The organism is Halomonas qinghailakensis (genome assembly GCF_025820815.1).
In the GTDB taxonomy this organism is placed as follows: Bacteria; Pseudomonadota; Gammaproteobacteria; order Pseudomonadales; family Halomonadaceae; genus Vreelandella; species Vreelandella qaidamensis.
In genome coordinates this window covers 3,218,419-3,242,809 of the sequence record NZ_CP096973.1, presented here as the reverse complement: position 1 = coordinate 3,242,809, position 24,391 = coordinate 3,218,419, and the positions used below count along the sequence as shown (strand labels likewise).

Annotated in this window: 21 protein-coding genes; 8 read left to right on the top strand and 13 right to left on the bottom strand. The window is 51.5% G+C overall.

The window, feature by feature from the left end:
* Positions 1 to 3 precede the first annotated feature (3 nt).
* From ptsN to M0220_RS14695, 3 genes are all read left to right on the top strand, one after another.
* Positions 4 to 474 (top strand): PTS IIA-like nitrogen regulatory protein PtsN, encoded by a 471-nt coding sequence (gene ptsN / locus M0220_RS14705; protein ID WP_030072270.1) that lies wholly within the window; start codon positions 4 to 6, stop codon positions 472 to 474.
* Positions 475 to 548: 74 nt separating this feature from the next.
* Complete coding sequence (gene rapZ, locus M0220_RS14700; RefSeq protein WP_030072268.1) at positions 549 to 1,463, top strand: RNase adapter RapZ; 915 nt, start codon at positions 549 to 551, stop codon at positions 1,461 to 1,463.
* 60 nt (positions 1,464 to 1,523) lie between these two features.
* Positions 1,524 to 1,793 (top strand): HPr family phosphocarrier protein, encoded by a 270-nt coding sequence (locus M0220_RS14695; protein WP_030072267.1) that lies wholly within the window; start codon positions 1,524 to 1,526, stop codon positions 1,791 to 1,793.
* A gap of 66 nt (positions 1,794 to 1,859) precedes the next feature.
* Here the strand turns inward: M0220_RS14695 and pmbA are convergent, their stop codons facing one another.
* A complete protein-coding gene (gene pmbA, locus M0220_RS14690; RefSeq protein WP_030072264.1) occupies positions 1,860 to 3,200 on the bottom strand; it encodes a metalloprotease PmbA in 1,341 nt (446 codons plus the stop codon).
* Between the two features lie 96 nt (positions 3,201 to 3,296).
* On the opposite strand from pmbA, the gene yjgA reads away from it, so the two are divergent.
* Positions 3,297 to 3,818 carry a ribosome biogenesis factor YjgA gene (yjgA, locus tag M0220_RS14685; protein WP_030072263.1) on the top strand — a complete coding sequence of 174 codons (522 nt, stop codon included), beginning with the start codon at positions 3,297 to 3,299 and terminating at the stop codon, positions 3,816 to 3,818.
* 5 nt (positions 3,819 to 3,823) lie between these two features.
* Here yjgA and tldD read toward each other — a convergent pair whose 3' ends face one another.
* From tldD to M0220_RS14650, 7 genes are read right to left on the bottom strand one after another with little or no spacing between them, the layout of a single operon-like run.
* Positions 3,824 to 5,278, bottom strand: coding sequence for a metalloprotease TldD (gene tldD / locus M0220_RS14680; protein ID WP_030072262.1), 1,455 nt, complete (start codon positions 5,276 to 5,278; stop codon positions 3,824 to 3,826).
* The gene (locus tag M0220_RS14675; protein ID WP_449768898.1) at positions 5,275 to 9,192 is read right to left on the bottom strand and encodes a YhdP family phospholipid transporter; all 3,918 of its coding nucleotides are present in this window, start codon (positions 9,190 to 9,192) and stop codon (positions 5,275 to 5,277) included. Before M0220_RS14675 ends, tldD begins: the two co-directional genes overlap by 4 nt.
* Before the next feature lie 2 nt (positions 9,193 to 9,194).
* The gene (gene rng / locus M0220_RS14670; RefSeq protein ID WP_030072258.1) at positions 9,195 to 10,658 is read right to left on the bottom strand and encodes a ribonuclease G; all 1,464 of its coding nucleotides are present in this window, start codon (positions 10,656 to 10,658) and stop codon (positions 9,195 to 9,197) included.
* A 59-nt stretch (positions 10,659 to 10,717) separates the two neighbouring features.
* Complete coding sequence (locus M0220_RS14665) at positions 10,718 to 11,341, bottom strand: Maf family protein (RefSeq protein WP_264018080.1); 624 nt, start codon at positions 11,339 to 11,341, stop codon at positions 10,718 to 10,720.
* A 50-nt stretch (positions 11,342 to 11,391) separates the two neighbouring features.
* Positions 11,392 to 11,880, bottom strand: a complete 489-nt coding sequence (gene mreD, locus M0220_RS14660) for a rod shape-determining protein MreD (protein WP_030072254.1) — start codon at positions 11,878 to 11,880, stop codon at positions 11,392 to 11,394.
* Positions 11,880 to 12,833 (bottom strand): rod shape-determining protein MreC, encoded by a 954-nt coding sequence (mreC, locus tag M0220_RS14655; RefSeq protein WP_264018079.1) that lies wholly within the window; start codon positions 12,831 to 12,833, stop codon positions 11,880 to 11,882. Before mreC ends, mreD begins: the two co-directional genes overlap by 1 nt.
* A gap of 23 nt (positions 12,834 to 12,856) precedes the next feature.
* Positions 12,857 to 13,894, bottom strand: coding sequence for a rod shape-determining protein (locus M0220_RS14650; protein ID WP_018915723.1), 1,038 nt, complete (start codon positions 13,892 to 13,894; stop codon positions 12,857 to 12,859).
* Positions 13,895 to 14,123: 229 nt separating this feature from the next.
* On the opposite strand from M0220_RS14650, the gene gatC reads away from it, so the two are divergent.
* The 3 genes from gatC (at position 14,124) to gatB (ending at position 17,394) form a co-directional block, all read left to right on the top strand.
* The gene (gene gatC, locus M0220_RS14645) at positions 14,124 to 14,411 is read left to right on the top strand and encodes an Asp-tRNA(Asn)/Glu-tRNA(Gln) amidotransferase subunit GatC (RefSeq protein ID WP_030072248.1); all 288 of its coding nucleotides are present in this window, start codon (positions 14,124 to 14,126) and stop codon (positions 14,409 to 14,411) included.
* A 68-nt stretch (positions 14,412 to 14,479) separates the two neighbouring features.
* Positions 14,480 to 15,940, top strand: coding sequence for an Asp-tRNA(Asn)/Glu-tRNA(Gln) amidotransferase subunit GatA (gene gatA, locus M0220_RS14640; RefSeq protein WP_030072246.1), 1,461 nt, complete (start codon positions 14,480 to 14,482; stop codon positions 15,938 to 15,940).
* Entirely contained in the window at positions 15,940 to 17,394 is a 1,455-nt protein-coding gene (gatB, locus tag M0220_RS14635; protein WP_264018078.1) for an Asp-tRNA(Asn)/Glu-tRNA(Gln) amidotransferase subunit GatB, read from the top strand. Before gatA ends, gatB begins: the two co-directional genes overlap by 1 nt.
* A 75-nt stretch (positions 17,395 to 17,469) precedes the next feature.
* Here the strand turns inward: gatB and sixA are convergent, their stop codons facing one another.
* The 4 genes from sixA to M0220_RS14615 form a co-directional block, all read right to left on the bottom strand.
* Positions 17,470 to 17,973 (bottom strand): phosphohistidine phosphatase SixA, encoded by a 504-nt coding sequence (sixA, locus tag M0220_RS14630; protein WP_264018077.1) that lies wholly within the window; start codon positions 17,971 to 17,973, stop codon positions 17,470 to 17,472.
* Positions 17,966 to 19,051: an NAD(P)H-dependent glycerol-3-phosphate dehydrogenase gene (locus M0220_RS14625; protein WP_030072241.1), complete on the bottom strand. Its 1,086-nt coding sequence runs from the start codon at positions 19,049 to 19,051 to the stop codon at positions 17,966 to 17,968. The genes sixA and M0220_RS14625 overlap by 8 nt, the downstream gene beginning before the upstream one ends.
* Before the next feature lie 116 nt (positions 19,052 to 19,167).
* Positions 19,168 to 21,072 (bottom strand): molecular chaperone HtpG, encoded by a 1,905-nt coding sequence (htpG, locus tag M0220_RS14620; protein ID WP_264018076.1) that lies wholly within the window; start codon positions 21,070 to 21,072, stop codon positions 19,168 to 19,170.
* A gap of 102 nt (positions 21,073 to 21,174) precedes the next feature.
* The gene (locus M0220_RS14615) at positions 21,175 to 21,522 is read right to left on the bottom strand and encodes a YkvA family protein (protein ID WP_030072237.1); all 348 of its coding nucleotides are present in this window, start codon (positions 21,520 to 21,522) and stop codon (positions 21,175 to 21,177) included.
* A gap of 127 nt (positions 21,523 to 21,649) precedes the next feature.
* Between M0220_RS14615 and M0220_RS14610 the strand changes: the two genes are divergently transcribed.
* Positions 21,650 to 23,602, top strand: coding sequence for a transglycosylase SLT domain-containing protein (locus M0220_RS14610; RefSeq protein ID WP_030072235.1), 1,953 nt, complete (start codon positions 21,650 to 21,652; stop codon positions 23,600 to 23,602).
* A gap of 32 nt (positions 23,603 to 23,634) precedes the next feature.
* On the opposite strand, the gene M0220_RS14605 is transcribed toward M0220_RS14610, so the two are convergent.
* Positions 23,635 to 24,291, bottom strand: coding sequence for a LysE family translocator (locus M0220_RS14605; RefSeq protein ID WP_030072233.1), 657 nt, complete (start codon positions 24,289 to 24,291; stop codon positions 23,635 to 23,637).
* Positions 24,292 to 24,391 lie beyond the last annotated feature (100 nt).

Sequence of the window (24,391 nt, the reverse complement as noted above, 5' to 3'; positions counted from 1 at the left end):
TCAATGACGTTGGAAACTATCCTCCCCCCAGAGCGCGTTCTCTATGACGTTCCTGGGGGCAGTAAAAAGAGGGTGCTGGAGTTTTTCAGCACCTTCATTGCACAAAACATCCCAAGTTTAGACAGCCAAGAAGTGTTTAGCCGTCTTATTGGACGCGAACGCCTAGGAAGCACAGGAATAGGCAACGGAGTTGCTATTCCTCATGCACGTAGCCCTCATTGCAGCTCGCCCATCGCTGGCTTTTTAAAGCTTGCTGAGCCGGTAGATTTTGATGCTATTGATGGTGATCCAGTCGATCTTGTATTCGTGCTATTGGTGCCTGAAGAGGCAGACGACACCCACTTAGCATTATTAGGTCAAGTGGCGTCTATTATGAATAACGTCGACACACGTCAACAACTGCGTAAATCCACAAGCCAGCGTGAGCTTTTAGAACTCATCACAGCGAAAATACGCGAGCAGCCTGTTACCTAGATGGCCCACCGCTAAGCACTACACGCTAAACTAACGTTTATCCCCATTTTGATTGGCATGCCAAGAGAAAATCTATGCAACTGGTGATCATTAGCGGCCGTTCAGGGTCCGGTAAATCTATCGCCTTACAAGCGTTAGAAGATCTTGGCTATTACGCCATCGATAACTTACCTGCCATGCTACTTGGCTCCCTAGTAGATGAACTGCGTGAGCAAGGAGAGCGCACTCAGCTAGCGGTCAGCATTGATGCTCGCAATCTACCAGCAGCTTTACAGCAATTGCCGACAATGCTCGAGGCTTTACGCCAGAAAAGCATTCACTTTCAAGTTATCTATCTCACTACGGATGCTCGCATACTTCTTGAACGCTATTCTGCTACGCGGCGGCGACACCCGCTAACCCGGGATAGTGATATGACGTTAGAAGAAGCAATTGATAAAGAAGAAGAAACCCTGCTCGACATTCGAGATCTCGCAGACCTAATGATCGACACCTCTCGCTTATCGGTTCACGATTTGCGACGCCGAATAACAGATCAGGTTGCCCAGCAGCGAGAAGATAGACTTACCCTTACGTTTGAATCGTTTGGCTACAAACGCGGCGTGCCGCTCGATGCAGATCTAGTCTTTGACGTGCGCTGTCTACCAAACCCCTACTGGGATCCTACGTTACGCCAATATACTGGGCGCGATGCTAAAATCGTTACTTTCCTAAGTGGTTATTCCATAGTGGAAGAGATGAGTAATGATATTCAGGTATGGTTGGAAAAGTGGTTGCCTGCCTATCAAAATAGCCAGCGTAGCTATATGACGATTGCCATTGGCTGCACCGGTGGGCAGCACCGCTCTGTTTACATGGTAGAAGACTTAGCGCAAAAGCTAGTTAGGCACACAGGCGAGGTTCAACTCCGCCATCGTGAACTAGGGTTGCAGTACACCCTAAGTGAAACGTTGCCTTTTGCGCCCACATCTTCAACCAGCGAAACATAAGCACAACAGCAATAACTAACGCCTTTTCTTAACGACCCCACTCGGCAAAAAGGAACCAGAGTGCCTGAAAGAACGTTAACACTCACTAACCAGCGCGGTCTTCATGCCCGTGCAGCGACGAAACTCGTCAAGTGTGGCCAACAATTTTCGGCCAATATTCACGTCTACAAACAACAGCAGATGGCAGATGCCGCTAACATTATGTCACTGCTGATGCTGGCCGCCCCCTGCGGCACCGAGTTGAGAATACATGCTGAAGGAGACGACGCCGAACAAGCATTAGAAGCTATAGAAGCGTTGTTCGACGCGCGTTTTGATGAAGAGCAATAATGTCAGGTAACATCTACTGCAAGTAATTCGCCACACAGCTGGCTTCATTAGTTGTTAAGCTTGTTACTAGCTACCCGCAATGGTCATTGCATCAATTAGCCAGCTACCCGTGTGAATGCTGCCACGGGTGTCTGTGTCATCGCCAACGGCCACTAAGCCCGCAAACATGCTATTCAAGTTACTAGCGATAGTGAACTCCTCGACAGGATGCTGCACTTCGCCGTTTTCAATCCAGAAGCCTGCGGCACCTCGTGAGTAATCACCTGTTACGCCGTTAACCCCCTGCCCCATTAGTTCAGTCACCCAAATGCCACGACCCATCTGTTTTAGCAAATCATCCCGGGACGTTAGCGGTGCTAGTAAACGTAAATTGCGCGCCCCGCCTGCATTGCCCGTGGATTGCATTCCCAAGCGCCGCGCACTGTAAGCAGACAACATATAACTTGCCACCGTACCTTGCTCAATAAAGCGGTTATTGCGCGTTTGAACGCCTTCTGCGTCAAACGGCGAACTAGCTGACGCTCCCACTTCCATAGGCCGCTCTTCTAAGCCAAACCAGTTTGGGAATAGCGAGCTACCTAAACGGTCACATAAGAAAGAGGATTCACGATAAAGTGCCCCGCCTGCCAATGCCCCCATCAAGTGGCCTATCAAACCGCTAGAAAGTGACGGATCAAACAGTACTGGGAAAGTACCTGTTGGCGGCCGTTGAGCGCCTAACCGACGTAGAGTGCGTGACGCCGCTTCGCGGCCCACCTCCTCAGGTTCTCGAAGCATGGCAGGATTTCGCGCTGACGTGTAATCATAATCACGCTGCATACCCTTCTCATCTTGGGCAATCAACATACAGGAGAGTGAATGACTGCTGCCCTTCTGGGTGCCCAGAAAACCATGGCTATTAGCATAAACACGAACGCCTTCGCCACTCGATAGTGAGGCACCTTCTGACTGATGAATACCCGCTACGTCACGCCCGGCTTTTTCACACGCTAGCGCCAGATCAATGGCCTCATCTGTTGTTAACGCCCAGGGATAGTGCACTTTAAGATCAGGTAGATCAGTGGCCATTAGCGCTGCATCCGCCAAACCAGCGGCAGGGTCCTCCCCCGTATAACGGGCAATGGCTAAGGCTTTTTCTACGGTCGCTTTAATTGACGCGCTGCTGGCGTCGGTAGACGAGGCACTGCCCTTGCGCTGACCAACGTATAGCGTAATGGCAATTCCCTGGTCGCGTGAAAGCTCGACAGTTTCTACTTCACCAAGACGTACGCTTACTCCAAGGCCTTGATCTACACTGGCGCCTACTTCAGCAGCATCTGCGCCTAATTTTTTTGCCAGCGCCAGCGCTTCTTCAGCACGCTGTGTTAATAATACCTGCTGGGCCGCTGCATCAAATGCTTGTGCCATATTGGCCTCCTTTTCGCCTGAATCGCATTGGCGAATCAATGTTATGGTCGCAGCCTGATATAATGCTGCAAACGAAACTAATTAGTGAGTTCTAGTATGCCTAAGCAACGCCCCGAGCCCTTCGATAGTGATGAACAAGAAGAGCGCCCCAGTAAGTCTCAACTCAAGCGCGAAATGCATGCCCTTCAGGCGCTTGGCGAAACGCTGATCGCTATGAAACCCGCAGAGCGAGCAAAATTTCCGCTTTCTGACGACATGTTACGCGCCATAGAAGAGACATCGCGTATACGCTCTCATGAAGGCCGCCGTCGCCATATGCAATATGTCGGCAAGCTTATCCGCAAAGAGGATCTTGCTGCCATACAAGGTGTTTTCGATGCTATCGAGCAGGAAAAAGAACAGCGTGACCATGCCTTTCACCGACTAGAAAAATGGCGCGACCGGTTAGTTGACGAAGGTGACAGCGCTGTTGATCTATTTTTGGCAGACTACCCAAACGCTGACCGCCAGGTCATACGACAATTGGTGCGCAATGCACGCAAAGAGCGTGAGCAAAGCAAACCGCCAACCAGTTCACGCAAGCTATTTAAACACTTGCGTGACACCCTGGCCCTATAAGCCCTTCATGATGATTGGGTACCGCCCACGGTCAGCTCATCCAACTTAAGGGTGGGCTGGCCGACGCCTACCGGCACCCCCTGCCCCTCTTTGCCGCAAACACCAATTCCTGTATCCATTTCCATATCATGGCCGATCATTGAAACACGCCCCATAGCTTCAGGGCCGTTGCCAATTAAAGTGGCCCCTTTCACCGGCGCAGTAATTTTGCCATCTTCAATGAGGTAGGCTTCGCTGGCTGAAAACACAAACTTGCCTGATGTAATATCGACTTGACCACCACCGAAACTGACCGCATAGATACCGCGCTTAACGCTTTTGATAATATCGGCAGGTTCATCTTGGCCTGCCAGCATGACAGTATTCGTCATGCGCGGCATTGGCAAATGGGCAAAAGATTCACGCCGCGCATTGCCGGTTGGATTCATATTCATTAACCGTGCATTCAGCTTATCCTGCATATAGCCGGTTAAAATACCGTCCTCAATTAGCGGCGTGTACTGCCCTGGCGTACCCTCATCATCCACGCTTAACGAGCCACGGCAGTCAGCGACGGTTGCGTCATCAACGACCGTCACACCTTTCGCCGCAACACGTTTCCCCATGCGCCCAGCAAAAGCGGAACTGCCCTTACGATTAAAATCACCTTCAAGACCATGACCCACCGCTTCATGAAGCAAAATCCCAGGCCATCCAGCACCCAGGACCACAGGCATTTGTCCAGCAGGGGCATCAACTGCCTCAAGGTTAACCAAGGCTTGGCGAACAGCCTCTTTCGCATAGTATTCCGCTACGTTTTCATCTCGCAGTCTGGACATTGAGTAGCGCCCCCCACCGCCGGCACTGCCTCGCTCTCGACGGCCGTTTTTAGCTGCAATCACACTTACGTTAAAACGTACTAATGGGCGGATATCTGCCGCTAAGGTGCCATCACTGGCACGTACTAACACGACTTCGTAAGTACCTGATAATGAGGCGCTCACTTGACTAATGCTGGGGTCAGCCGCGCGTGCTATGCGGTCTGCTTCTTTCAACATTGCCACTTTTTCGTCAGCCGTAAGCCCCGCTAGCGGGTCAATTCCTGCATAACGACCAGCAGCGCTAACAGCCACTACCGGCTGGCCAGGCAGCTGCTTTCCGCTACGCACAATGCCCGCCGCGGTGCGGCCAGTATCCATCAACGCATCTGCGGTAATTTGATTGGAGTAGGCAAAGCCTGTCTTTTCACCTGCTAGGGAGCGCACTCCAACGCCACCATCGATGTTATAGCTGGCTTCTTTTACTTCACCATCTTCCAGCACCCAGCCCTCTTGCCAAGTACGCTGAAAATAAAGGTCAGCATAATCAATCCCCCCGCCCATGGCATAAGACAGCCCTGTATCAAGGGCATCTAAATCTAGACCACCCGGTGTTAACAAAATAGAAACAGCGGTGTTTATATCGCTTTTATGTGCGGTCATTGAGGGCCTTCTAAAGTAATCTGCGGCGACGTCCACGGACCTCGCACGCGATAATGAATAGTGGTTGCTTGGTCTAGTGCGTTACCAAAAAGCTGATCCGCTATAAAAAGAGCCCCACCCACAATGGGGGCTCCAACGGCAATGGCTGCGATAGGCAAGCTTTGGCTAATAGGTAGTGTGACGCCTAACCGTTGATCAAGTTCACGTCGTATAAGATTGACGCTTCCCGTCAAGGTTAGCGTAGTGGATGGTGCTTCAATACTCAGCGGCCCGCGCAGTATTAATTGACCTGCGGCGACATCTGCCGTGCCATGTACCCGATCAAATGCGGTTCCCCGCCCCGTAACGTCTGAAAAGTCAAAGCGCAAGCGGCGTAGAATATTGTCAAAATTAAGCAGGCCCACTAAGCGAGCCGGAGTAGACTCCAGGGTCACAAAGCGCCCGTCACGCACATCAGTACGGATATCGCCTTCCGCCCGACTTAATTCAAATTGCCAGGGAGCGCCTGGCCACGTGAGCGCCGCACTGACATCCGTGGTACGACTGCGCATGGCAACTGGTTGGCCTAGACGCTCTAATGCAGTACCCACGTCACCGCCTTGTATCGATACATCAGCACGTGTATGGCTATTGATTGCATTGCCTTCCCACACCAACTCTCCGCGGGCAGAGAGCTGCCCTAGTGTCAGGCCAACTGGGGAAAGGGTAAAACGTTGATCCTGAGTTTGCCAATAAGCGGTTAACGGTCCAAAACGCCCTTCGCCAAGGCTAATATCAGCTAACCGCAGTCTGCCATTAGGTAGTTGGTTAAGCCATTCAGGTATCGCACTTGTGGCAGCGTGTTGAGTTTCGACAGCATCCATCCAAGAACCTGGCGTCGGCGCACTGCTGTCATGCGCTGCGGCAGGCATATCAAATAATCGATCTACCTCTAGCGACGAGATAGCAATATCAAGCGGCAGCGCGCTATCTGGCTTATAATCCACTCGACCTGATACAAGGTCACCACTTAACTGCATTGCTAAGCGCTTCCCTTCAATACTGCCGGTCGCCGCTAACTGACCAAAACACGCATCACGAAAATGCACGCAGGGCGTATTAACCATTACTGATATCGGCGTGCCCTCTCTATTGCCGTTTGCCGAAGACGACGCCTGCATGAAGGGAGACAACGCTTCCTGCCAGTCATCGAGAGGTAACTCATCAACATGCGCGGTCACTTTCCAGCCTGGTTGCGTCGGCCAGTTATCAGGTGCGACAGCACCACCAAGAGCAACCTCACCCGCCAGCTCGTCACTGCCAAGCTGCACGCGGGCGTTAACAATATCGGCTACTTGTGTTGCTAAACGGCCACTCGCAAAGTCTGCACTTAACCGCCATGGCCAAGGCTGTTCAGCAGACTTACTAAACGGTGCCGGCAACCTACTAGTAATACCAAGCAAACGGCTTTCAAGGACGAGTGACGGTGTTGGCTGTAAATTGATCTGCCCACGCCACTGAGTACGCCCCTCGATCAGTTGGCGTGCCTGCTCAGAGGGAATGTCAGCTAATTGAAACAAAGCAGCGATATCAATATTACCGCTGAGGATAATACCATCGTCTGGAACGTTGATATCCGCATCTATAGAGCTACCTAACAGCTGACCTGACACCTGGCCAAGTAAGGCACTTTTTTCGCCTTGCTGCTGCCAAGTCATCTCCCCCTGGAGATTTTCTAGTGGAATATTGATAGGTTGAAAAGCAAGCGTTGAGAAATTTGGTCGAGCATTAATCTCTAACGCCAGTAAGTCTGGCGCGTTCAGCGGTAACGATAATGCGATCTCCCCTTCAACACTACCTTCAGCACGAACATCGTTAAGCAAGGGCATATCAATCTCTGGCATCGCCTGAAGAAATGCCAGTAGTGCATCACTATCACCAGAGAGACTTCCCGATAGATCAAGCCTCTCATCAGCCATCTTTAGCACCCCATCAGAAACGCCGATGCCAAGACTTTCAGCGTGCTGAATAGTCGCTTCCAACACTTGGTCTTGCCAAATCAACCTGCCCTCAACCTCCTCAAGCATCGGCCACTCTGGAGCAATAGGTAACCGTCCTTGCGTGACAGAAAGCGCCAACGTAGAGGAAAGTTGATCTGCAGGCTGCCTTTCTGAACTAGACTCTTCACCAGTAAAGGGGAGACTAAGCTTAAGCGAGCCATGGGAGACATAGCCACCTATATCGGTTAATAGCCACTCACGAAGCTCAGGTTCGAGTATTTTAATGGGCAGCCACTGCGAAAGCGGGTAGTTAAGCGCATCAACATTCTCAAAACCAATATCAAGCCCGAACTGCCCCCCTTGCTTAGCTGCAATTAAACCAAACCCTCCGACCACCTCGGCCCCGTCCCACTCTAAGCGCAGATCTCTACCGCTAATCATGGTGCTCGGACCGTCATACACCCACTCCACCACACCTTCTGCATGGCTTAATTGCATGGGCGATTCAAATAATTCAGGGAAATTAAGCGAGCTGCCTCCAGCACTATTAAATGTTACTCTGCCTCGAAAGTCTCTTGCCTGTACCCAGGCATCTAATGGGCCACCACCTGGCGCTTGCTCCCAAGGCAGCACTGCCACATTGGTCAACGCCGCATCAACTCCCCAATGGCCTTCCTGTTGACCTAGACGCAAACCTTGCACCTGACCACGGGGAGATAAAGTTTGTAATACTCGGGTTAATGATTCAGGCAGTAAAATATAGTCACGCCAAGCAGCCAAAGAGGCCAGTTCAAAGGCACTGGTGCGTACTTCCCATTGATCAGGCTGATGAGTTAGGTACCAATGTCGCGGCAAGGCTGGGCCTTCACTACCTCCCTCAGGCCGCGCCCACTCAACGTTTTCAGCATTACCACTAAGCCACGCTTCGCCGCCCTCACCGTCTCGTTGCCATAAACCATTCGCCTGAATATTTTGAAGTACGGCGTATTGAATCTCGTGACGCAGAGTTAGCTGTGGAACATCGACAGCCAAACGCGCTTCATCCAAGCGCCCAGCGTGCCAGCGCCCCCACAGCTTAACTTCGCCTCCCGCTTGCTCTAAGGCCGGCATACTATCGGAACGTAAAACAGCGGCTAATGCCACTAAATGATCCAGCTGCATATCCAATTGAAGCGCCGCTGAAAAATCACGAAATCCCTGCTTTCCAGGCTGCATCTCAACGTTCATGGCAATGGCTGGCAGCGCTTCTTGTTCTTGAGCCTCTTGTTCTTGAGCTTCTTGTTTTGGTGACCCTGCTACCTGCGAATCCTCGCCTTGAGATTCTAAGATCATGATCGCGCCTTCTAGGCGCGTCCGCCGCTCATCGCCATTGAGCAGTAAGGTAGGCGCATGTAAGGTAACGACTTGCTGGCTACCATGCAGCACTAACCGAGTATTATCGACCCACAGGCGCTGACGAAGAATAAGGCCAGCCCAGGCATCTAGTGCAGCTAAGTCAACGGTTGGCTCCTCGGACATCACAATCGGCAATTCTGCCGGTGCCGGCCAGCCCCAAGCAGCGTCGTCCTGCTGATAAAGATGAAACTCAAGCCCCGTAATACGCGCATCATTAAACACTGGCGCAACACTTTTTAGTGTCGCCCAGCCATCTAGACGTAAATGGGCATTTTCAAGGGAAACCAATGGCTGCCCGTCATGCGCGGTTGAATGCACGCCTTCGAGCCGCAACACAAGATCGTTACGGGCCAACGAAAGCGATAGGTGCTCTATAGTAACGGGCACGCCTACCCGGGACTCTAATAACGCTTCTATTTTAGGTGTTAACAAGCTGGACTGGCTAACCAATAAGCGCGCTAGCAGCAACAAGACAGCAAGGCTTCCTAGCAGTGATGCAATCACTACTAGGCACCAGCGAGAGAATGAACGTAGCGCCATCATTACATTAGTACGATGTCGTACTGTTCTTGAGAGTAGTGTTGTTCTACTTGAAAACGAATGGTTTTATTAATGAACGTTTCCAGGTCGGCGACTGCTGCAGACTCTTCGTCTAACAGCCTGTCAACTACCGGTTGAGAAGCAAGCACCATGTACGTTTCAGCACTATAAGCACGCTCTTCACGAAGTATTTCTCGAAAAATCTCATAACAGACTGTTTCTGGGGTTTTCAACGTGCCGCGCCCACTACACATGGGGCATGCCTCACACAACGTTTGTTCCAAGCTTTCTCGCGTACGTTTGCGGGTCAATTGTACTAAACCAAGCTCAGTCACGCCGGTACACTTCGTTTTAGCATGATCTCGCTCTAACGCCTTCTCCAGCACGCGTAACACTTGGCGTTGATGTTCGACATCCACCATGTCGATAAAATCGATAATAATGATGCCGCCAAGATTGCGTAGTCTTAGCTGGCGAGCAATCGCCGTCGCCGCTTCCAGATTCGTTTTAAAAATTGTTTCTTCAAGATTACGGTGTCCAACATAACCACCGGTATTAACATCAATCGTGGTCATTGCTTCTGTCGGGTCGATAACCAGATAGCCGCCTGACTTCAACTGCACCTTACGCCCAAGCGCTTTTTGAATCTCATCTTCAACACTGTACAAGTCAAAGATAGGTCGCTCTCCGGGATAATACTCGATGCGGTCTACTGCATCTGGCATAAACTCTTCAGCAAACTCGACCAGTTTGACAAAGTTTTCGCGGGAATCGATGCGTACTTTTTCAATATCGTCACGCATAACGTCACGCAACGTGCGCATAAATAAAGGCAAGTCGTCGTAGATTACACTAGGCGATGCTGCCGTTATTTTTCGTTCGCTTACTTTGCGCCAAATCCGCAGCAGGAAGTACATGTCGCTCGCTAGCTCTTCATCGACAACACCCTCCGCCGCCGTACGAACAATAAAACCACCGGTCACCTCGATGGTCTGCTCCTCTATCCCTGAATCAAGCAACGCCTTTAAGCGCTCCCGCTCTCGTTCATCTTCAATGCGTTGAGACACGCCATGATGAGGTGAGTCAGGCATGTAGACAAGATAGCGTGAAGGAATCGAGAGATGGGTCGTGAGTCTAGCGCCCTTGGTACCAATAGGATCTTTGGTCACCTGAACAACAAGCGCCTGCCCCTCATGCAATAGTTGGCCAATGGTCTGCTGTTCATCATTAGGCGTACCTGGCGGCATCACCTCATGGGCATGAATAAACGCCGCACGTTCTAGGCCAATATCAACAAAAGCAGCCTGCATACCAGGCAGTACGCGCACTACTTTGCCTTTGTAGATATTGCCTACAATACCACGCCTACGTGAGCGTTCGATGAGTGCCTCTTGCAAGACACCGTTTTCCACCAATGCAACGCGAGTCTCCATTGGCGTTAAATTGATGAGGACTTCACCGCTCATGCAAAATTCCTTATTGAGTCACAGTATCCTTGCCCTGACAGCAGGCGGCGAAACGGCGGTTATCTACTCTTATAGCAGCCCGACCAGATTGGCACCCCTTGTTGGCAAAGCAAATGCGTTGTTTCGTAAAGCGGCAGCCCGACTACTGCTGAGTGACTGCCCTTAATTTCTTCAACAAAAATAGCGGCTAACCCTTGGATAGCATATCCACCCGCTTTATCAGCAGGCTCACCAGTTTGCCAATAATCAGCTATTTCCTGCTGGCTTATCACGCGCATCTTAACGCTGGTAGTTACACAACAAGAGAATACACCCTTGGTACCAACCACAGCGACCGCTGTTAATACATGGTGACAACGCCCTGACAGCTTCTGAAGCATAACGGCAGCATCATGCTCATCAATTGGCTTACCCAATATTTGATTATCAATTACCACGGCGGTGTCAGCACCCAGCACAGGGAGGGCTGTCCTTGAAGCGACCGCTTGTGCTTTGGCAATAGCCAAACGCTCTACATACGCCTGTGCAGATTCATCTTCAAGCGGCGTTTCATCTATGTCGCTCGGGATGACATCTGCTATTACGCCAATTGATGCTAACAAGGCCTTGCGTCTAGGTGACGCTGAGGCAAGGCATAACACGGGGGTCACCTTAGGGGCGACGACAGAAAAAGACCCGTCCATTCCAACTCCAAGCTTGCTTATCCCACGATGACATCGTGGAGCCTCAACCATCACGCATTAGCCAAACGCCGTTCGAGTGCTTTAAGCATGGTCGACCACCAAGGCCACAAAACAGCGCTAATCAATGACGGTATCAAAAAAGATAGGTGGATAGAAAACTCACCTGTTAACGTGCGTAACCACTGCTCTACTAACTGCACCAAGCCTAATAAAACCAAGACAAGAACGGACTGTTGCACCAGAGAATATGCACGAAAACGGGGATAAACTAGCGCACAGAAAAAGGCTAACAGCGACAATATCAGTGCATGCTGACCAAGCGCTGTACCCTCAATCAAATCCAATAGGATGCCGATAATAAAGCCATGAAAAACACCTACTCTATCAGGTGTTCGCATGCACCAATAAACCAGCATTAGCCCTATCCACTCTGGACGGAATACTTGCCAACCCTCTGCTAATGGCATGACTTGTAAGCATAGCGCGAACACAAGCGTGAACCACACAAAGACAAGCGGCACCACTGGCATCTTTGCCATTATGGCACCTCCCGAGCAGTATCCTGCGGCACATCAATCTGCTGTAAACCAACACGCTGAGCAGCGTGCAACGCAGCGGGTGAAATATCCATATCCTCCCCCCAAATAGTATCCTCGACTTCTTCGCGGGGCGGCGGGAATAACAGGAGGAAGTGACGTGAACGCTGCAATTGCGCAGAAGGTTCTGCGGTCACTTGAGCAAAAGGTTGGCCTGGGTCGTGGTAAACATTCGTCACTCTCGCGACGGGGTGTCCCGGCGGGAAGCGTCCCGCTAAACCAGAGGTCGTAAGCAAATCACCTTCACGAATATCTGCCGTATCAGGCACATGCAGAACATTAACGCTGCCGTAACGGCCAGCGCCTTGCACAATGAATCGCAGACCGTTGCGATTGACTTGTACAGGTAACGCATGGCTAGCATCAGCTAACAGTAAGACACGGCTTGAATAAGCCGAGACAGAGGTTACTTGACCCACTAAACCAAATGCATCAATGACTGGCTGTCCAACATAAGCACCATTGCGGTGACCACGATCAACCACCATTTGGTGGCTAAAAGGATCGTTATCCAGCGACAGAAGTTCAGCGGTAATATAGGGGATATCGCGTCGCTGGGCAGCTTTTAGCAGTTCGCGCAGCTCAGCGTTTTCCGCTGTCAAGTTAGCTAACCGTTGGCCACGGTGTGAAAGCGTTAAAATTTGCTCCCGCAGGCGTCGGTTTTCATCAACAAGCGCTTGTTGATCCGATAACGCAAGTGCCCCCCAGTTCAGTAGGTCGCTAGGCACACTAACAACCCACTGAATGGGGGCAACAAGCATAGTCATTTGGGCGCGCACGTCTTCCATACGTGTAAAACGCTGGTCAACAAACATCAAAGCGCTTGCCAATAGCATACAGAAAAATAATCGGTACCCTGGCAAAGACCCGTGCGAAAATAGCGGTTTAATAGGCAATCCCCCGCGATAAACCGCTACGATCAGTCGCTCGACAGCAGCTCGAAAGTATGCTGATCAATCATCTCTAGCGCCTTGCCGCCACCGCGGGCCACACAAGTGAGCGGGTCTTCCGCCACGATCACCGGCAAGCCTGTCTCTTCAGCGATTAATTTATCGAGATCACGCAACAGTGCACCCCCACCGGTTAGTACCAAACCACGTTCGGCAATATCAGAGGCTAGCTCTGGCGGTGATTGCTCAAGGGCACTCTTAACTGCCGCCACAATAGAACCTAAGGTTTCTTGTAACGCTTCAAGAATCTCGTGGGAGTTCAGTGTAAAGCTGCGCGGAATGCCTTCTGCCAAGTTACGGCCACGCACATCAATTTCGCGTAATTCGCCACCTGGATACGCACAGCCGATCTCTTCTTTGATTCGCTCGGCAGTAGCTTCACCAATCAAACTGCCATAGTGGCGGCGCACATACGCAGTGATAGCCTCATCAAAGCGGTCACCACCAACGCGAATAGATTCTGAATAAACCACGCCATTGAGCGAAATAATGGCAATTTCGGTAGTACCACCACCGATATCAACCACCATAGAGCCCTGTGCTTCTTCAACCGGAAGCCCTGCTCCAATTGCCGCAGCCATCGGCTCTTCGATCAAAAACACTTCACGTGCGCCAGCACCTTCCGCCGACTCGCGAATCGCGCGCCGTTCAACCTGTGTCGACATGCAAGGAACGCATACCAAGACACGGGGGCTGGGCGTTAAGAAAGTGCTTTGATGCACCTTGCGGATAAAATGTTGAAGCATCTGCTCCGTCACGGTGAAATCGGCGATAACACCATCTTTCATCGGGCGGATGGCGGTAATGTTGCCTGGCGTGCGCCCGAGCATACGTTTTGCATCGGCGCCAACCGATGCGACGCTGCGCATGTTGCCAGACTGGCGGATAGCAACTACGGACGGTTCATCGAGCACGATGCCACGACCGCGTACATAAATCAGTGTGTTGGCCGTACCCAAGTCGATCGACAGATCGCTGGAAAACAGCCCCCTCAAACGTTTGAACATGGATGTTGTTACCTAGTGCAGACCGGGAACCCTGTGCGGATGCAAACGGTATCACCGCAACCCCTTGGCAGCAAGCACGAGTAGTGCCTAATACTGCCCGTTAGGGCCAATATGTGGTACCTTTTGCGGCTATTTTCTACGTCTGCTACACAAGACGAATTTAAGATGACCGTATGTATACCGCTTAACACGGAATATGTTCCATCACGATTGCGAGGAAAATTCGATCATGGCGCTTGAAGAATCTCATGTGCGCCGGGCCGCACACTTGGCCCGACTCGCCGTTAGCGATGACCAAGCCAGTGGTTTTGTCGACGATCTAAGCCGCATACTGGACATGGTCGACCAGCTACAGAGCCTGGACACCGATGGCGTTGCGCCGCTTGCGCACCCGTTGGATGCTACGCAACGCCTGCGCGCCGACGAAGTCACGGAAATTGATCAGCGCGACGCTTTCCAGCGCTGTGCTCCGGCAGTAGAAAATGGCCTCTACCTTGTGCCTCGCGTGGTGGAGTAACCAGATTACCACGCCTAGGCCGCTATTTTCTGCTCTTTCTATTCGCCCCCGAACGGAGCTTCCGGGTCATGCATGATAAAACCGTAACGCAGCTTGCTGCCGCCCTGAAAAGCGGTGAATTTTCCAGCCGAGAGCTGACTTCGCACTTTTTACAACGTATTGAGAAAGCTGACGGTTCCCTCAACAGCTTTATTACCGTCACCGCCGAGCAAGCCCTTAATGAGGCAGAAGCCGCCGACAATGCCCGTGCTGCAGGCAAGGCTGGCAAGCTAACAGGCATTCCCTTCGCACTGAAAGACATCTTTTGTACCCAAGGTGTTAAAACCAGCTGCGGCTCAAAAATGCTCGACAACTTCATCGCGCCTTACAGTGCTACCGTAGTAGAAAAACTCAACGCAGCGGGCACCATCAGTTTGGGTAAAACCAACATGGACGAGTTCGCGATGGGCTCTTCCAATGAAAATAGCTATTTTGGCGCGGTAAAAAATCCCTGGGACCTCACAGCAGTTCCCGGTGGAAGCTCAGGTGGCAGCGCCGCAGCCGTTGCAGCAGGCCTTGTACCTGCTGCGATGGGCACAGACACAGGCGGCTCTATTCGTCAGCCAGCGGCGTTTTGTGGCATCACCGGCTTAAAGCCTACCTATGGCCGGGTTTCTCGCTATGGCATCATTGCCTATGCATCTAGCCTCGATCAGGCTGGCCCTATGGCAAAAAGCGCTGAAGACTGCGCGCATCTGCTTAATGTCATTGCGGGACATGACGTGCGCGACTCTACCAGCGTTGCCCGCGGCGTTCCCGACTACACTGAAACGCTCAACGCCCCGCTTTCCGGCCTCAAAATCGGCCTGCCGAAGGAGTACTTTGGCGATGGTTTGGACGCTGACGTCGAAAAAGCGGTTCGTGAGGCAGTGAAGGTGTATGAATCACTGGGAGCGACCGTGCGCGAAGTAAGCCTGCCGCATACCCACTATGCGATTCCAGCTTATTACGTCATCGCCCCCGCCGAGGCTTCCTCAAACCTCTCCCGCTATGATGGCGTGCGTTTTGGGCATCGCTGCGATGCCCCGGCTGATCTCATTGACCTCTACACACGCTCTCGTGCGGAAGGCTTCGGTGATGAAGTAAAGCGACGCATTCTGATTGGCACGCACACGCTGTCAGAAGGCTTCTTTGACGCCTACTACACCAAAGCACAGAAAGTCCGCCGTTTAATTCGACAGGACTTCCTTGACGCCTTTGAAGATGTAGACGTACTGATGGGACCAGCATCGCCAACCCCCGCGTTTGACCTTGGCGCTAAGAAAGATCCGGTGTCTATGTACCTACAAGATATTTACACCATCGCCGTTAACCTAGCTGGCATTCCTGGCATCAGCGTTCCTGCGGGTTTTTCAAATGGTCGTCCGGTTGGCCTGCAAATTCTGGGCACCCACTTTGCAGAAGCACAGCTGCTAAACGTGGCGCACCAGTTCCAGCAAGCCACTGACTGGCACTTACAACGCCCTGCTTTTGCCGAGGAGAACGCCTAATGCAATGGGAAACCGTGATTGGGCTGGAAGTACACGTTCAGCTCGCGACTCGTTCGAAAATATTCTCCGGTGCTTCCACCGCCTTTGGCGCAGAGCCGAACACTCAAGCCTGCGCCGTTGACCTTGGCTTGCCCGGCGTTCTGCCAGTGCTTAACGAGCAAGCTGTCGCCATGGCTGTCCAGTTTGGACTTGCGGTACATGCCGACATTCCTGAAGTATCAGTATTCGACCGTAAAAACTACTTCTATCCGGATTTGCCCAAGGGCTATCAAACCAGCCAGATGTATCATCCGATCGTCGGCGCGGGTGATGTCGAAATCACTCTAGATGATGAGTCAACCAAACGCATCCGTATCCATCACGCCCACCTTGAGGAAGATGCCGGCAAATCGTTACATGAAGACTTTCACGGCATGACGGGCATCGACCTTAACCGGGCAGGCACACCGCTACTAGAAATCGTTTCTGAACCGGATATGCGCAGTGCAAAAGAGGCCGCTGCATATCTCAAAGCGATCCACTCTATTGTGACCTATCTGGGCATTTCCGATGGCAATATGGCGGAAGGCTCAATGCGCTGCGATGTTAACGTTTCAGTGCGCCCTAAAGGCCAAGAAGCTTTCGGCACCCGCGCGGAAATCAAAAACGTCAACTCGTTCCGCTTTGTTGAGCGTGCGATTGCCTTTGAGGTTGAGCGCCAAATTGAACTGATCGAAGATGGCGGCAAGGTCGTGCAGGAAACCCGCCTGTTTGACCCAGAGCGCGATGAAACCCGCAGCATGCGCACCAAGGAAGAAGCTAACGACTATCGCTACTTCCCCTGCCCAGACCTTTTACCCGTAGTGCTAGATCAAGCCTACCTTGATCATCTTCGCAGCCAGTTACCAGAGCTACCCGCCGACAAGCGAGCGCGCTTCCAGACGTCGCTAGGCCTATCGGCTTACGACGCCCACGTGCTGTCTGCAAGTCGAGAAATGGCTGAATTTTTCGAAGAAGTACACCGCGTATGCGGCGATGCAAAACAGGCTGCCAACTGGGTACAAGGTGAGCTTTCAGGTGCGCTTAATCGAGAAAATCTAAGCATTCAAAACAGCCCTGTTTCTGCGAAACAGCTCGGCGAGCTGATTAGTCGCGTACTGGACGACACCATTAATGGCAAAGCCGCTAAGCAAGTCTTTCAGGCGTTGTGGAATGGCCAAGGTGATAGCGCCGATGCCATCATTGATGCAAAAGGCTTGAAACAGGTCACCGACACCGGCGCGATCGAAGCAATGATTGATCAGGTAATTGCTGACAGCCCCGCCCAAGTTGCCCAATATCGAGATTCTGAACCAGAAAAACGCGGCAAGATGATTGGCTACTTCGTTGGCCAAGTGATGAAAGCATCCCGTGGCACAGCGAATCCTCAACAGGTGAATGGCTTGTTAAAAGAGAAGCTAGACGCGCTGCTGTAGCACTAACCATCGATTCTCATCAACGTTAAAGCGGCTGCCGAGGCAGCCGCTTTTTTGTACTGTAAATATAAAACGTTACGACAGCTGGCTTGGTTGGGTAAAGCGTTTTAGCGTTGCGCATCCAGTAGCCAACACCTCAGCCTCCAGCTCTGCAATAGCAGCAGTCGGGAAACTCATTCCTTGGCTAAGGGCACCTTCCACTAGCCGGCCCGTTAACTCGCCTACCAGCGGCATATGGCTGACTAGCATGATAGGGCCATCGTCTGGCAAGTTCAGTAGCCAATTACCAACCGTTGAAAGCCTGTCGTCTGGGGTAAGAAATGACAGCGTTTGTAACGAACAACCTAGCGCATCAGCGATAAGCTGGGCGGTCTGCTGTGCGCGCACAAAAGGGCTAGCATAAAGCGTCGGGCAAGGTAGCTCTCCTTGCTCAATGCGCCTGGCCAACCACTGTGCCATGACGCTAACCTCTTTCACACCTCGCGGTGTTAGTGGTCTAGCGTGATCGGGAAACCCCTGCCCAGCCTCCCCGTGCCGCATAATCAATACATTTTTCACATCACTTTTACCACTACCCATGCTCGCCTCCACTGTCGAAATGCGCTTGGTCGCGATGGGCCTGCTGAACAGCTTCGCGAGGCAGTATAAATTCTACATCACTGCTTTGCTCACCCATCATCAGGGTGCGTGCCATCTCTTGGGCCGGAACACCCTCAAACAGCACACGATTCAGGCCCTCAGCCAATGGCATATAGACCCCCATTTCCCGCGCTTTAGCACACACAAGCTTAACGGTATTAACCCCTTCTGCCACCTGGCCTAGCGCCGATACTGCTTCATCAAGGCCTCGCCCTTCACCCATGGCGTAACCAACCCGATAGTTACGGGATAGGTTAGACGAGCAGGTAACAATTAAATCACCGACGCCAGCCAAGCCTAAAAACGTCATCGGGTTAGCACCCTGCGCCACGGCAAAGCGGCTCATTTCGGCAAGTGCTCGCGTCATCAGCATGCTGCGGGTATTTTCACCCATCCCTAACGCTGCTGCCATACCTGCTGCAATCGCATAGATATTTTTAAGCGCCCCACCTAATTCAACGCCATGGCGATCATTGCTGGCATATACCCGAAAATAGCGGCAGCCTAACGCTTGCTGAACCCGTGTTCTGGTAAGCGCATCAGCACTAGCAATAACAGTGGCAGTCAGCTGTTTATCCGCAATCTCAGACGCCAAGTTTGGCCCTGCAATCACGCCAACGTGAGGGAATCCTGTCTCCTGCTCAAGCACCTGGCTCATGAGTAAGAAGCCATCTTGCTCAATACCTTTAGTGGTACTGACGAGAATTTGCTCTGCCGTTAGCCAAGGCTTGGCAGCCTGAACAACACTACGAAACGCCTTAGAAGGGATCGCAATTAATACTAACTCAGCACCTTCTAACACTACCTGCAGGTCTGTGGATGCGCTGACAGCGGAGTTAATTACGTAATGCGGTAAATAGCGCCCGTTGCGGTGCTCTTGGTTTATTTGCGTCACCAAAGCCTCATCACGCATCCACTGGCGTACCTTTGCGCCGTTATCGGCTGCAATGCTCGCCAGAGCGGTACCAAAGCTTCCGCCCCCCAGCACTGCGACATTCATCTGCTGCTCATCAGCCATGACGATATCCTGATCGTTGGTCTCGTGCGTTTAACGCTTATTTTATCACCATCTCTCTTAAAACAAGCGGCCCGCTTGGGTATCCAAGCGGGCCGCTTCAATCAACTACTTACTCATCAAGCCGTTAAAACACTATTGAGCCGCTTAACGTAAGCAGCAGGGTCATCAAGATGACCTCCCTCGGCAATAATCGCTTGATCAAGCAGAATATGCGCTAACTGGCCAAACAGATCACCGTCCGCATTTTCTAGACGCGCCACTAACGCATGATCTGGGTTTAGCTCCAGAATCGGCTTCACCTCAGGCATTGGCTGGCCAGCGGCTTCCATAATACGGCGCATCTGGTAGCCCATTTCATGCTCAGGAAGCACCACACAGGCGGGCGAATCAGTTAGACGATGGGTGATTTTCACCTCTTGAACACCATCGCTTAATGCCTCTTTAACGCGCTTAACCAGATCTTCCTTGGCTTTAGCCGTTTCCTCTTGAGCTTTCTTTTCTTCCTCGTCTTCCACATCACCAAGGTCTAATTCACCTTTGGCCACATCGGCAAACGATTTACTGTCAAACTCAGTAAGATGGCTCATTAACCACTCATCAACTCGGTCTGACAGCAGTAAAACTTCGATTCCCTTCTTACGGAAAATCTCAAGATGAGGGCTATTTTTTGCCGCATTAAAGCTGTCTGCCACCACATAATAGATTTTCTTTTGGCCCTCTTTCATACGCTCGACGTAATCGCTTAGCGCATGTTCTTGGGCAGCTGTATCGGTATGGGTTGATGCAAAGCGTAGCAGGCCAGCAATCTTTTCACGATTGGCAGCGTCTTCACCTGGCCCCTCTTTCAGCACGCTACCAAACGTGTTCCAGAACGTTTGATACTGCTCACTGTCTTTAGTCAGTTTTTTGAGCATATCCAGCGCACGCTTGGTCAGCGCACCTTTAATCTTATCAACCTTAGGATCTTGCTGAAGCAGCTCGCGGGACACGTTCAAAGACAGATCGCGGGTATCTAACACACCTTTAATAAAGCGCAGGTAGAGCGGCAGGAACTGTTCGGCATCATCCATAATGAATACGCGCTGAACGTAAAGCTTAACGCCTCGAGCGCCATCACGATCGAACATATCAAACGGTGCACGGCCCGGCACATAAAGCAGGCTGGTATATTCTAACTTACCCTCTACCTTATTATGGCTCCACGTCAGCGGATCGCTAAAATCGTGCGCAACGTGCTTATAAAACGCTTTGTACTCGTCCTCAGTGACCTCGCTTTTCGGACGCGCCCACAATGCAGTCGCTTCGTTGACCGTTTCCCAGGTAGTGATTTCACTGCCTTCAATATCGTTGCCTTCGTCGTCTTTTGCCGTTTCGGTTTTAGGCATGCGTACGGGCACTTCGATATGATCGGAATATTTGCGCACGAGGCTTTGCAAGCGATAGTCGTCGGCAAACTCTTTGGCATCATCTTTAAGATGAAGCGTGATCTCAGTACCGTGACGCTCGCATTCAATATCAGCAACAGTGAATTCACCTTCACCTTTAGAACGCCACTCAACCCCTTCTGAGGCGTCAGTGCCCGCTTTGCGAGTGCGTACCGCCACTTCATCAGCAACGATAAATCCAGAGTAGAATCCCACCCCGAATTGGCCGATCAGCTTAGCGTCTTTTTGCTGTTCGCCAGAAAGCTGCTTAAGAAACTCAGCGGTACCTGAACGAGCAATAGTACCAAGATTTGCAATAACGTCATCGCGGTTCATACCAATGCCATTATCACGTAGCGTAATGGTATTAGCCTCACGATCGTGCTCAATTTCAATGCGCAGCTCACTATCACCTTCATAGAGCGCATCGTTATCAAGCGCTGCATAGCGCAACTTGTCACAGGCATCAGCTGAGTTAGAAATCAGCTCGCGTAAAAAAATCTCCCGATTAGAATACAAAGAGTGAATCATTAAATTCAGGAGTTGCTTAACTTCCGTTTGAAAGCCAAGAGTTTCTTCGTGGGTCGCCGTCGTCATGCGCTTAGCCCTCATTCATCACGTTGTGCTTGGCGCTCTTGCCTAACGCTAGGCAAGAGCGAAAAAGGTTGTGAACTCAATATGGGGTTAAGCAGTGAGATTTCAAGAAGGTGAATGAGAAGAAGCGGCTGGTGTTTCTTCTGCATATTTCCAAGCGCGGTAGTCAGACAAATGATCATCAACACGGTTTAGCAACCAGCCCACAATCAACACATCATCAACAACGCCAATCATTACTAGAAAATCGGGAATCAGATCAAAAGGCATGACAAGATAAGCAAGCGCTAGCACCATCAAACCAAATGCAGACCAAGGGATAGGGCGGAAGTCCCCTCGCAGCACGTCACGCGTCATAGGCAAAAAAAGTTTTAGAGCTCGGCCAATGCGTTTTACAGCCCAAACACGAGTTTTGAGCCGACGAAACAACCACCACGTAGACATTCGTGCCATCGTTATTGAATCCTCTAGGTATCGTAATTGTCAGAACATTGTTTACACATTTAGTTCATCATCTATCCAGCAGTACAGTCCTAGCAATATAGCAACTAGACACCATTAGCGAGCAAGAGGGAGTGCCATGCAAGCTTCGCCATTTCGATTAACGTTTCGCAGCCTATGCGCGGCGGTGCTTATCGGTTTACCCACTGCCTCCTGGGCAACCTCAGACGCAGCGATGCGCGAGGCACTTGAAGCTGCACGCCAACAGCAGTGGCAACAAATAGATAATCGCGCCATTGAGGGGCACATCCTCAGTGGCTACATTGACTACCACCGCCTGCGTAACCAGTTGCCTAACGCTGATCCTAGCCAAGTGCTTCAGTTTATCGAGCGCCATGCTGACTCACCGTTATCAGAATGGATGCGTGGCCAAGCGATAGCAAAGTATGGTTATGCGGGCCGTTTTGGCGACTTACTTGCCGTTGCTGACGGCGTTCCTGCGGGTACTGCTCGTCAGTGTTACTACTACACTGCCCTACTGGATAGAGCGCCTACAGAAGCTCGTGAAGCGGGGCTTGAGCTGTGGCGCGTGGGCAGCTCCCAGCCGGATGCCTGCGACCCTCTGTTTAATCGCCTTCGTGCAGAGGGCACCATTGATGCCACGGCAATTTGGGAGCGTAAAATGCTTGCTTGGCAGGCGGGCGAAGAGCGCTTAAGCAGCTATTTAGGCGGGTTACTGAGCGGTCAGTGGCAAACAGCCTTGAATACCGCTGAAACTGTCAAAAACTCATCAAGCGCACTTGCCTCAGCGCCTACCTGCCTTGGCCCTGAATGCGCTGCCACGGGAGCATTTTATAAAGCCGCCATGCAGCGCTACACGCGAGAAAATACACCTGCCGCCTACTCCGCCTGGCAAGCTATTGGGCCACGCCTCAACCTAACCCATAGTGATCGCCAAGCGATCGAAGAAGAACTTGCGTTTTATGCACTCGTGCGTAGCGTTCCAGGCACCCTTTCCTGGGTTGACAGCGTTTTGCCCTCGCTAAACAGCGAACGCGTATTGGAGTTGCGCGTTCGCGACGCGCTGGCCAAAAAACAGTGGACAGATGTCGTCCACTGGATTACCGAAATGCCTGACAGTCAGCAAGAAAGTAGCCGTTGGCAATATTGGCTAGCAAGGGCCAATGAGCAACTAGGCAATCGTGAAGCAGCATTAGCGCGTTACCAGCAAGCAGCCACAGACCGTAGTTTTTATGGTTTTGCGGCTGCTGAAAAGCTCAATCAACCCTACCAGCTCAACTTAGAACGCAACCATTTTGACGAAGCAACCAGAGCACAAACGGCGCGCCTGCCGGCGGTTCAGCGCACCGAAGCGCTCCTACGTATTGGGGAAGATGGGCTAGCCAATAGCGAGTGGCTCTACGCTGCACAAAATGCCACGCCTCATCAGGCCCGAGCACTCGCTGATTACGCCGCTCATCAGCAGTGGCATGCACGCCTCGTGCAAACCACGATTGCGGCGGAAATGTGGGATGCACTGGACTGGCGTTTTCCAGCAGCGTATCGCGACAGCTTCCTGCATTGGGGCCGCATCACCGGCGTTGACCCTTATTTATTGATGGCCATCACTCGTCGTGAAAGTGCTTACAACCCAGTCGCACTCTCGCCTGCGGGTGCACGAGGATTAATGCAGTTAATGCCAGGGACTGCTAGCCAAGTTAGTCGTCAGCTTGGGATTAATGACCCAGGTCCTTACGGCGTTTTAGAACCAGAACTTAATATTCGCTTAGGAAGTACCTACCTGCGTGACAAGTTGGAACGTTATCGAGGTAACCGATTAGCTGCCACCGCTGCTTATAACGCAGGGCCAGGCCGAGTAGATCAATGGCTGGGCAACAACAGCATGGAGTCATTTGACCTATTTGTAGAAAGCATTCCGTTCCGGGAAACCCGAGATTACGTACAGGCAGTGTTGAGCTATCGGGTTATTTTCGAAAGTTTGGCAAATGGTGGCAACAGCGAAGGTGTCTCGCTGCTTAGTGAGAGTGAGCAAGCCGTTCGCTATGACCGGGCACTGCTGGTAAGCCGATAGACTCGCCTATCTTCCACTGATACAGCGCCCAGTTATACCGGGCGCTGCTCTAACGCCAAACGAACGCCAAACACCACCAGCACCACGCCTGTTGCGGCATTGAGCGTTTGTGCAAAACGTGCACTAGCCAACCATTTACTTGCTCCCCCCACCATTAGTACCACGCTAATTTGCCAGATATTGGCAATCACGAAATGAATCCCTGCTAACCATAACGATTTCAGCAGCGCAGGGTCAGTCGGTGAAATAAATTGGGGTAAAAATGCCATATAAAACACAACGGTTTTGGGGTTCAGTATATTGGAAAGCAATCCTTCTTTGATGGGCTGCCAAAACGAAACGGGTGAGCAGCTTGTCATTACGCCCCGAACAGGTAAGGGGGTACCGCGGCGCGCCGCCAGCAGGCTGGAGATGCCTAGCCAAATCAGGTAAGCCGCCCCCACTAGTTTAAGCATATGAAATGCCCAGGCCGATTGCAGCAGTATCAACGAGATACCCAACGCAGAAATAGTCGCGTGGACGAATAACCCACAGCAAATAGCAAGACTGGTTGCAATACCATCTCGAACACCTCCACGAGCAGTATTGCGAATAACTAATAACGTATCGACCCCTGGACTAATGGATAGCAGCGTTATTGCCACCAGAAAAGGGACAAACTGTGCATCAATAAAGCTGATTTCCATCATAAGAATAAGCCCACCAAACGTTTAAAAAATCTTAAGCCCACAGCTAGACGTCTCAATTATTTACTTCTAAAGTGATTTTGGCAGGCATTTACTACGAATG

Bases quoted from the DNA above. Each gene is read 5' to 3' on its own strand.
- ptsN (WP_030072270.1), top strand. From the start codon at position 4: ATGACGTTGGAAACTATCCTCCCCCCAGAGCGCGTTCTCTATGACGTT.
- rapZ (WP_030072268.1), top strand. From the start codon at position 549: ATGCAACTGGTGATCATTAGCGGCCGTTCAGGGTCCGGTAAATCTATC.
- pmbA (WP_030072264.1), bottom strand. From the start codon at position 3,200: ATGGCACAAGCATTTGATGCAGCGGCCCAGCAGGTATTATTAACACAG.
- yjgA (WP_030072263.1), top strand. From the start codon at position 3,297: ATGCCTAAGCAACGCCCCGAGCCCTTCGATAGTGATGAACAAGAAGAG.
- tldD (WP_030072262.1), bottom strand. From the start codon at position 5,278: ATGACCGCACATAAAAGCGATATAAACACCGCTGTTTCTATTTTGTTA.
- M0220_RS14675 (WP_449768898.1), bottom strand. From the start codon at position 9,192: ATGGCGCTACGTTCATTCTCTCGCTGGTGCCTAGTAGTGATTGCATCA.
- rng (WP_030072258.1), bottom strand. From the start codon at position 10,658: ATGAGCGGTGAAGTCCTCATCAATTTAACGCCAATGGAGACTCGCGTT.
- M0220_RS14665 (WP_264018080.1), bottom strand. From the start codon at position 11,341: ATGGACGGGTCTTTTTCTGTCGTCGCCCCTAAGGTGACCCCCGTGTTA.
- mreD (WP_030072254.1), bottom strand. From the start codon at position 11,880: ATGGCAAAGATGCCAGTGGTGCCGCTTGTCTTTGTGTGGTTCACGCTT.
- M0220_RS14650 (WP_018915723.1), bottom strand. From the start codon at position 13,894: ATGTTCAAACGTTTGAGGGGGCTGTTTTCCAGCGATCTGTCGATCGAC.
- gatC (WP_030072248.1), top strand. From the start codon at position 14,124: ATGGCGCTTGAAGAATCTCATGTGCGCCGGGCCGCACACTTGGCCCGA.
- gatA (WP_030072246.1), top strand. From the start codon at position 14,480: ATGCATGATAAAACCGTAACGCAGCTTGCTGCCGCCCTGAAAAGCGGT.
- gatB (WP_264018078.1), top strand. From the start codon at position 15,940: ATGCAATGGGAAACCGTGATTGGGCTGGAAGTACACGTTCAGCTCGCG.
- sixA (WP_264018077.1), bottom strand. From the start codon at position 17,973: ATGGGTAGTGGTAAAAGTGATGTGAAAAATGTATTGATTATGCGGCAC.
- M0220_RS14625 (WP_030072241.1), bottom strand. From the start codon at position 19,051: ATGGCTGATGAGCAGCAGATGAATGTCGCAGTGCTGGGGGGCGGAAGC.
- htpG (WP_264018076.1), bottom strand. From the start codon at position 21,072: ATGACGACGGCGACCCACGAAGAAACTCTTGGCTTTCAAACGGAAGTT.
- M0220_RS14615 (WP_030072237.1), bottom strand. From the start codon at position 21,522: ATGGCACGAATGTCTACGTGGTGGTTGTTTCGTCGGCTCAAAACTCGT.
- M0220_RS14610 (WP_030072235.1), top strand. From the start codon at position 21,650: ATGCAAGCTTCGCCATTTCGATTAACGTTTCGCAGCCTATGCGCGGCG.
- M0220_RS14605 (WP_030072233.1), bottom strand. From the start codon at position 24,291: ATGATGGAAATCAGCTTTATTGATGCACAGTTTGTCCCTTTTCTGGTG.